7 protein-coding genes are annotated in these 6435 nt (G+C 70.6%); all 7 read left to right on the forward strand.

Annotation, left to right across the window (positions count from 1 at the left end):
* Positions 1–19: 19 nt before the first annotated feature.
* A complete protein-coding gene (locus tag ACIA6C_RS31395; RefSeq protein ID WP_399280991.1) occupies positions 20–859 on the forward strand; it encodes a class I SAM-dependent methyltransferase in 840 nt (279 codons plus the stop codon).
* Positions 856–1902, forward strand: coding sequence for a class I SAM-dependent methyltransferase (locus tag ACIA6C_RS31400; RefSeq protein ID WP_399280993.1), 1047 nt, complete (start codon positions 856–858; stop codon positions 1900–1902). Before ACIA6C_RS31395 ends, ACIA6C_RS31400 begins: the two co-directional genes overlap by 4 nt.
* Before the next feature lie 59 nt (positions 1903–1961).
* Positions 1962–2855, forward strand: a complete 894-nt coding sequence (locus ACIA6C_RS31405) for a diiron oxygenase (protein WP_361131489.1) — start codon at positions 1962–1964, stop codon at positions 2853–2855.
* 33 nt (positions 2856–2888) lie between these two features.
* A complete protein-coding gene (locus ACIA6C_RS31410) occupies positions 2889–3749 on the forward strand; it encodes a hypothetical protein (RefSeq protein WP_399280995.1) in 861 nt (286 codons plus the stop codon).
* A 1-nt stretch (position 3750) separates the two neighbouring features.
* Entirely contained in the window at positions 3751–4521 is a 771-nt protein-coding gene (acpS, locus tag ACIA6C_RS31415) for a holo-ACP synthase (RefSeq protein WP_399280997.1), read from the forward strand.
* Positions 4518–5744 (forward strand): methionine adenosyltransferase, encoded by a 1227-nt coding sequence (gene metK / locus ACIA6C_RS31420; protein WP_399280999.1) that lies wholly within the window; start codon positions 4518–4520, stop codon positions 5742–5744. The genes acpS and metK overlap by 4 nt, the downstream gene beginning before the upstream one ends.
* Before the next feature lie 45 nt (positions 5745–5789).
* The coding region (locus tag ACIA6C_RS31425) for an adenosylhomocysteinase (protein ID WP_399281001.1) at positions 5790–6435 on the forward strand (646 nt) is incomplete at its 3' end.

Raw genomic sequence — 6435 nt, forward strand, 5'->3', positions numbered from 1 at the left:
ATGTGAAGGGAGACCTCCAGTGGAGGCCGTATCCCGCACCGCCCAGTGGACCGCCGCAGCGCGGGCTCTGGAGACCGACCGCGAGGACCGGCTGTTCGCCGATCCCTACGCGCGCACCGTCGCCGACACGATCGGCTTCGAACTCCTGGAGCGCTACGCCGGGGCCGGCACCGTGCCGTTCCTCGCCATCCGCACCACCTACCTCGACCGGGCCATCGTCTCGGCCGTCGAGGAACGCGGCATCCGCCAGGTCGTCTTCCTCGCCGCCGGCATGGACACCCGCTTCTACCGCCTGCCGTGGCCCGACGGCGTCACCGTCTACGAACTCGACCGCCCCGCGCTGCTGGAGGCCAAGGCGCGGATGCTGGCGGACGAGCCCGACCCGGCCGGGCGCACCCGCGTCACCGTCCCGGTCGACCTCACCGAGGACTGGACCGGCCCCCTCAAGGAGGCCGGCTGGCACAGCGACGAGCCGGTGCTGTGGGTGGTCGAGGGCCTGCTCTTCTTCCTGCCGGAGCCCGCCGTACGGAACCTGATCTCCACGCTCGGCACGCAGTCGGCGCCCGGCTCGGTCCTGCTGGGCGACGTCATCAGCAAGTCCGCGCTGGAGAACCCGCTCTCCCGCCCCTTCCTCAACTGCCTCGCCGAGGACGGGAATCCGTGGCTGTTCGGTACGGAGACCCCCGAGCAGCTGCTCGCGGACTGCGGCTGGGCCGTGCGCGAGGTGCGCCAGCCCGGGGAGCCGGGCGCCGACTTCGGCCGCTGGCCCTACCCGGTGCCCGCGCGCAGCGTCCCGCGGATCCCCCGTTCCTTCCTGTTCACCTGCGACCTTCCGACCACCGGGGTGAGAGCGGCATGAGCGCCACCGACGAGTTCCACCAGCGCGTCATCAGCGACGCGGGGGCCGCCGTACGCGGACTGACCGTCGCCCTCGGCGAGCGCCTCGGCCTCTACCGCGCGCTCGCCGAAGCCGGCCCGCTGACCCCGGCCGCACTCGCCGGACGCGCCGGGATCAGCCCCCGCTACGCCGAGGAGTGGCTGCACGCCCAGCTGAGCGCCGGGTACGTCGAACGCGATCCGGACGCGGGTACGTACGCCCTGCCCGCCGACCACGTCCCCGTACTGGCCGACCCGGGGGCCGTCACCTTCGCCGCCGGGTTCTTCACCGCCCTCAAGGCGCTCTACGCCACCGAGGACCTGCTCGTCGACGCGTACCGCACGGGCGACGGCGTCGGCTGGGCCGAGCACGACCCGGCGCTCGACACCGGGATGGGCAGCTTCTTCCAGCCCGCCTACGAGCACCGGCTCGTCCCCGACTGGCTCCCGGCGCTGGAGGGCGTCACCGCCAAGCTGGCCGCGGGCGGCACCGTCGCCGACGTCGGCTGCGGTGTCGGACACACCACGCTGCTGATCGCCAAGGCCTTCCCCGAGGCCACCGTGCACGGCTTCGACTACTCCGAAGAGGCCATCGCCCTCGCACGCCAGCTCGCCGACGAGGCGGGACTGGGCGACCGGGTCGTCTTCGAGGTGGCCGCGGCCGACGACTACCCCGGCAGCGGCTACGACCTGGTGACCTTCTTCAACGCCCTGCACGACATGGGCGACCCGGTCGCCGCCGCCCAGCACGTGCACAAGTCGCTGGACGCCGAGGGCACCTGGATGCTGGTCGAGTCCAACGTCTCGCCCGAGGACATCGACACCCAGACCCCCGCCGCCCGCATGTTCATGGCGCTGTCCGCCGTCATGTGCCTGCCCGTGGCCGTCGCCCAGCGCGGACCCCACGCGCTCGGCAACCACTCCGGCGAGCAGGCCTTCCGCGCCATCGCCGAGGAAGCCGGCTTCACGCGCTGGCGCCGCGCGACCGAGACCCCGGTCAACGCCGTCTACGAGGTCCGGCCCTGAGGCCCTGAGCGGCGCCGCACATCGCGGCCCCGGGCGCCCCACCACACCGAGGAGTCACCATGGGCGTCAGCGCCCCCCTGCCCGTCACCGACCGGTTCCTGGAAGTCCTGGACCGGCTCAGCTCCCGCTCCATCGAGGAGTACTACAACCCCTACCAGCAGTTCGACTGGCCCGAGAAGCTCGAAGAAGGCCGGATGTGGATGACCCCCGAACTGCTCACGGTCTACGGCACCCCCTTCTACGAGGAGCTCGGCGAGGAGACCATCCGCCGCCTGTCCAAGTGGGAGAGCATCAACTTCTACAGCCTCAACGTCCACGGCATCCGCGAACTGCTCATCGAGGTCGTCGGCCGGATCCACATGCCCGGCTTCGAGGTCCCGTCCGACTTCTTCCACCACTTCATCGGTGAGGAGAACGAGCACATGTGGTTCTTCGCCGAGTTCTGCCGCCGCTATGGCGACAAGATCTACGGATCCACCGCCATGCGCGCCGACTCCGCCTGGGAGCCGGAGGTGGAGAACTTCCTGGTCTTCGCCCGGATCCTGTTCTTCGAGGAGCTGGTGGACCACTACAACACCCGCATGGCGCAGGACGACTCGCTGTGCCACACCATCCGCGAGGTCAACCGCATCCACCACCAGGACGAGTCCCGGCACATCGCCTTCGGCCGCGAACTGGTCTCCCTGCTCTTCAACCGGATGCGCGACAGCGTCTCCGCCGCACGGCTCGCCGAGGTGGAGGCCTACCTCAAGCGCTACGTCGTCTACAGCGTCAACTCGCTCTACAACCCCCACGTCTACCGCGACGCCGGGATCGCCGATCCGCTGGCCCTGCGCAACGCGCTGGTCGCCGACGAGCGGCGCCGCCCCTTCGAGCGCAAGACCATCCGCAAGCCCCTCGGCTTCTTCCTGAAGACCGGGATCTTCACCGACGACGTGCTGCCCGTCGTCTGAACGGCCCACTGCCGTCCGAGAGGTGACCCCACCATGACCGTCACGACCACCGCGACCCCCGGTACGAGCCAGGGCCTGCCCTCCCTCGGCCCCGAGGGGACCGCCCTGCTCCGGCTCCTCGACGACACCTTCGAGGGCTGGGGCGTCCGGGCCGGTGCCCGCCCGATGACCATGCCCCCGCTGCTGCCGGCCGCCGATCTCGCGCGGCTGGACTACTACGACAACTTCCCCCACCAGGCCGTCGTCGCCGCCCCGCTCGACCTCGCCGCAAGAGCGACCAGCGAGTTTTGTACCGACACCGGCTGCTTCCCGTGCGACGCGCTGCAGCCGGCCGCGCTCGGCCTCCCCTCCGCGTCGTGCTACGCCGTGTACATCGACCACCGGGGCCGCGTGGCCGCCGACGACGAACTCGTCACCGTGGTGGGCTGGTGCTTCCGCAAGGAGGAGCACTACGAAGGGCTGCGCCGCCAACTCGGCTTCCGGATGCGCGAGATAGTCGCCATCGGCACCCGCGAGCACGCCGAGGCGCACCTCGCGTCGTTCACCGAGCGGATCACCTCCTTCGCCGAGGCCCTGGACCTGCCGCTGCGCAAGGAGCCGGCCTGCGACCCCTTCTTCGACAAGGGCAGCTCCAAGGCCGTCCTCCAGCGGCTGACACCGGTCAAGCACGAGTTCCTGTACGAGGACCTCGCGATCGCCTCGGTCAACACCCACCGCAACTTCTTCGGCGACCGGTGCGACATCCCGCTCGCGTCGAGCGGCGGGCCGGCCTTCACCAGCTGCGTCGCCTTCGGCCTGGAACGCTGGCTGTCCGCCCTCACCAGGCGCCACGGCAGCTGGGAGGCGGCGACGGCCGCCGTCCTGCGGGCGAACGCGGCCGGGCCGGCGATCTGACGTGCCGACCCGACCCGTCGCCCCTCCGGCGGGCGGTATGGGCTGGGCGAACCTCGGCATGGACATCGTGTCCGTCACCCGCGTCCGCCGGCTCCTCACCGAGTACGGCGAGGACTTCTTCGGACGGATGCTCACCCCCGGCGAACTCGCCGACTGCCGCTGTTCCTCCAGGCTCGACGTACTGAGCCTGTGCGGGCGGATCGCCGCCAAGGAAGCGGCGTTCAAAACCCTCCGCGTCGGCGGCAGGTTCCTGCCCTGGCTGGACATCGTCGTCCGGCGCTGCGAGGGCGGCTGGCCGCTCGTCGAACTCCACCGCGCGGCGGCCCGCATGGCCGCGGAATCGGGGATCGCCTCGATCGCCGTGTCCATCAGCCACGACGTGGACTACGCGGTGGCCGTCGCGGCCCCCGTCCTGGAGCCCGGCTCACCCGGCCCGTCCCTGCCGCGGCCCCTGCCCGACCCGGCGAGACCCTTACACACCACCCGAGCCTCCACAGACACCACCACCCCAAGGAGAACCATCATGTCGAACGGTCTGCAGCAGCTGAAGAACTGGCTCCTCGCCCGCCACACGGAGCTCGACGACATCGCTCCCGACCTGGACCTCATCGAGCACCGGCTGATCGACTCCCTGTCCTTCGTGGAGTTCGTCTTCCTGCTGGAGCAGCACAGCGGGAAGCCGATCCAGATGGAGACCCTGGAGGTCGACGAGATCCGCACCTTCGCCGCCATCGAGAAGCACTTCTTCCCGCTGGAGGTGGGGCAGGCATGAGCAAGCGGCTGTTCACCTCGGAGTCCGTGACCGAGGGCCACCCCGACAAGATCGCCGACCGGATCAGCGACACGATCCTCGACGCGCTCCTCACCGAGGACCCGACCTCGCGCGTGGCGGTCGAGACGCTGATCACGACCGGCCTCGTGCACATCGCGGGAGAGGTGACGACGAAGGCGTACGCGCCGATCGCGCAGCTCGTCCGCGCGGAGATCCTGGAGATCGGCTACGACTCCTCGAAGAAGGGCTTCGACGGCGCCTCCTGCGGCGTGTCGGTGTCCATCGGCGCCCAGTCCCCGGACATCGCCCAGGGTGTCGACACCGCCTACGAGCAGCGTGTCGAAGGCGAAAGCGGAGGTCGGGGCGAGGCCGACGCACTGGACCGGCAGGGCGCCGGCGACCAGGGCCTGATGTTCGGCTACGCCTGCGACGAGACGGCCGAGCTGATGCCCCTGCCGATCGCCCTGGCCCACCGCCTGGCCCGGCGGCTGACGGACGTCCGCAAGGACGGCGTCGTCCCGTACCTGCGGCCCGACGGCAAGACGCAGGTCACCATCGAGTACGACGGGGACAGGCCCGTCCGCCTCGACACCGTGGTCGTGTCCACCCAGCACGCCGCCGACATCGACCTCGATTCCCTCCTCGCCCCGGACATCCGCGAGTTCGTCGTGGAGTACGTCCTGAACCGGCTGTCCGAGGACGGGATCAAGCTGGACACCGAGGGGTACCGGCTGCTGGTGAACCCGACGGGCCGGTTCGAGATCGGCGGTCCGATGGGTGACGCGGGCCTGACCGGCCGCAAGATCATCATCGACACGTACGGCGGCATGGCCCGCCACGGCGGTGGCGCGTTCTCCGGCAAGGACCCGTCCAAGGTCGACCGCTCGGCCGCGTACGCGATGCGCTGGGTCGCCAAGAACGTGGTCGCCGCCGGTCTGGCCTCGCGCTGCGAGGTGCAGGTGGCGTACGCGATCGGCAAGGCCGAGCCCGTCGGCCTGTTCGTGGAGACCTTCGGCACCGGGACCCTGCCCGACGAGCGCATCCAGGACGCCGTCTCCCAGGTCTTCGACCTGCGCCCCGCCGCGATCATCCGCGACCTGGACCTGCTGCGGCCCATCTACGCCCAGACCGCCGCCTACGGCCACTTCGGCCGCGAACTGCCCGACTTCACCTGGGAACGCACCGACCGCGCCGACGCCCTGCGCAAGGCCGCCGGACTCTGAGCCCGGTGCCCCCCGCCCTTCCCCGACGTTCAAGGAGCGCCCCCCATGACAGCCGGATTCACGGACTTCAAGGTCGCAGACCTCTCCCTCGCCGCTTTCGGCCGCAAGGAGATCACCCTGGCCGAGCACGAGATGCCGGGCCTGATGTCGATCCGCGAGGAGTACGCGGCGGCGCAGCCGCTGGCCGGCGCCCGCATCACCGGCTCCCTGCACATGACGGTGCAGACCGCCGTGCTGATAGAGACACTGGTCGCCTTGGGCGCGGAAGTCCGCTGGGTGTCGTGCAACATCTACTCGACGCAGGACCACGCGGCCGCCGCGATCGCGGCGGCCGGGATCCCGGTCTTCGCGTGGAAGGGCGAGAGCCTGGAGGAGTACTGGTGGTGCACGGAGCAGGCGCTGACCTGGCCGGGACACGCCGGCCCGAACATGATCCTCGACGACGGCGGTGACGCCACCCTCCTCGTCCACAAGGGCGTCGAGTACCAGAAGGCCGGCGCGGTCCCCGACCCCTCCACCGCCGCGAACGAGGAGATGGCACTCGTCCTGGCCCTGCTGGCGAAGACGGACATCGACTGGACGGCCCTGGCCGCCGGGATCCGCGGTGTGACGGAGGAGACCACGACCGGTGTCCACCGCCTGTACGAGATGATGGCCGAGGGGAACCTGCTGTTCCCGGCGATCAACGTGA

Origin of the sequence: Streptomyces sp. NPDC051578 (assembly GCF_044454045.1) — a bacterium.
Lineage (GTDB): Bacteria > Actinomycetota > Actinomycetes > Streptomycetales > Streptomycetaceae > Streptomyces.

What these genes read in the sequence shown, in the direction of transcription:
- ACIA6C_RS31410 (WP_399280995.1), top strand. Translation starts at nt 2,889, where the DNA reads ATGACCGTCACGACCACCGCGACCCCCGGTACGAGCCAGGGCCTGCCC.
- ACIA6C_RS31405 (WP_361131489.1), top strand. Translation starts at nt 1,962, where the DNA reads ATGGGCGTCAGCGCCCCCCTGCCCGTCACCGACCGGTTCCTGGAAGTC.
- metK (WP_399280999.1), top strand. Translation starts at nt 4,518, where the DNA reads ATGAGCAAGCGGCTGTTCACCTCGGAGTCCGTGACCGAGGGCCACCCC.
- ACIA6C_RS31400 (WP_399280993.1), top strand. Translation starts at nt 856, where the DNA reads ATGAGCGCCACCGACGAGTTCCACCAGCGCGTCATCAGCGACGCGGGG.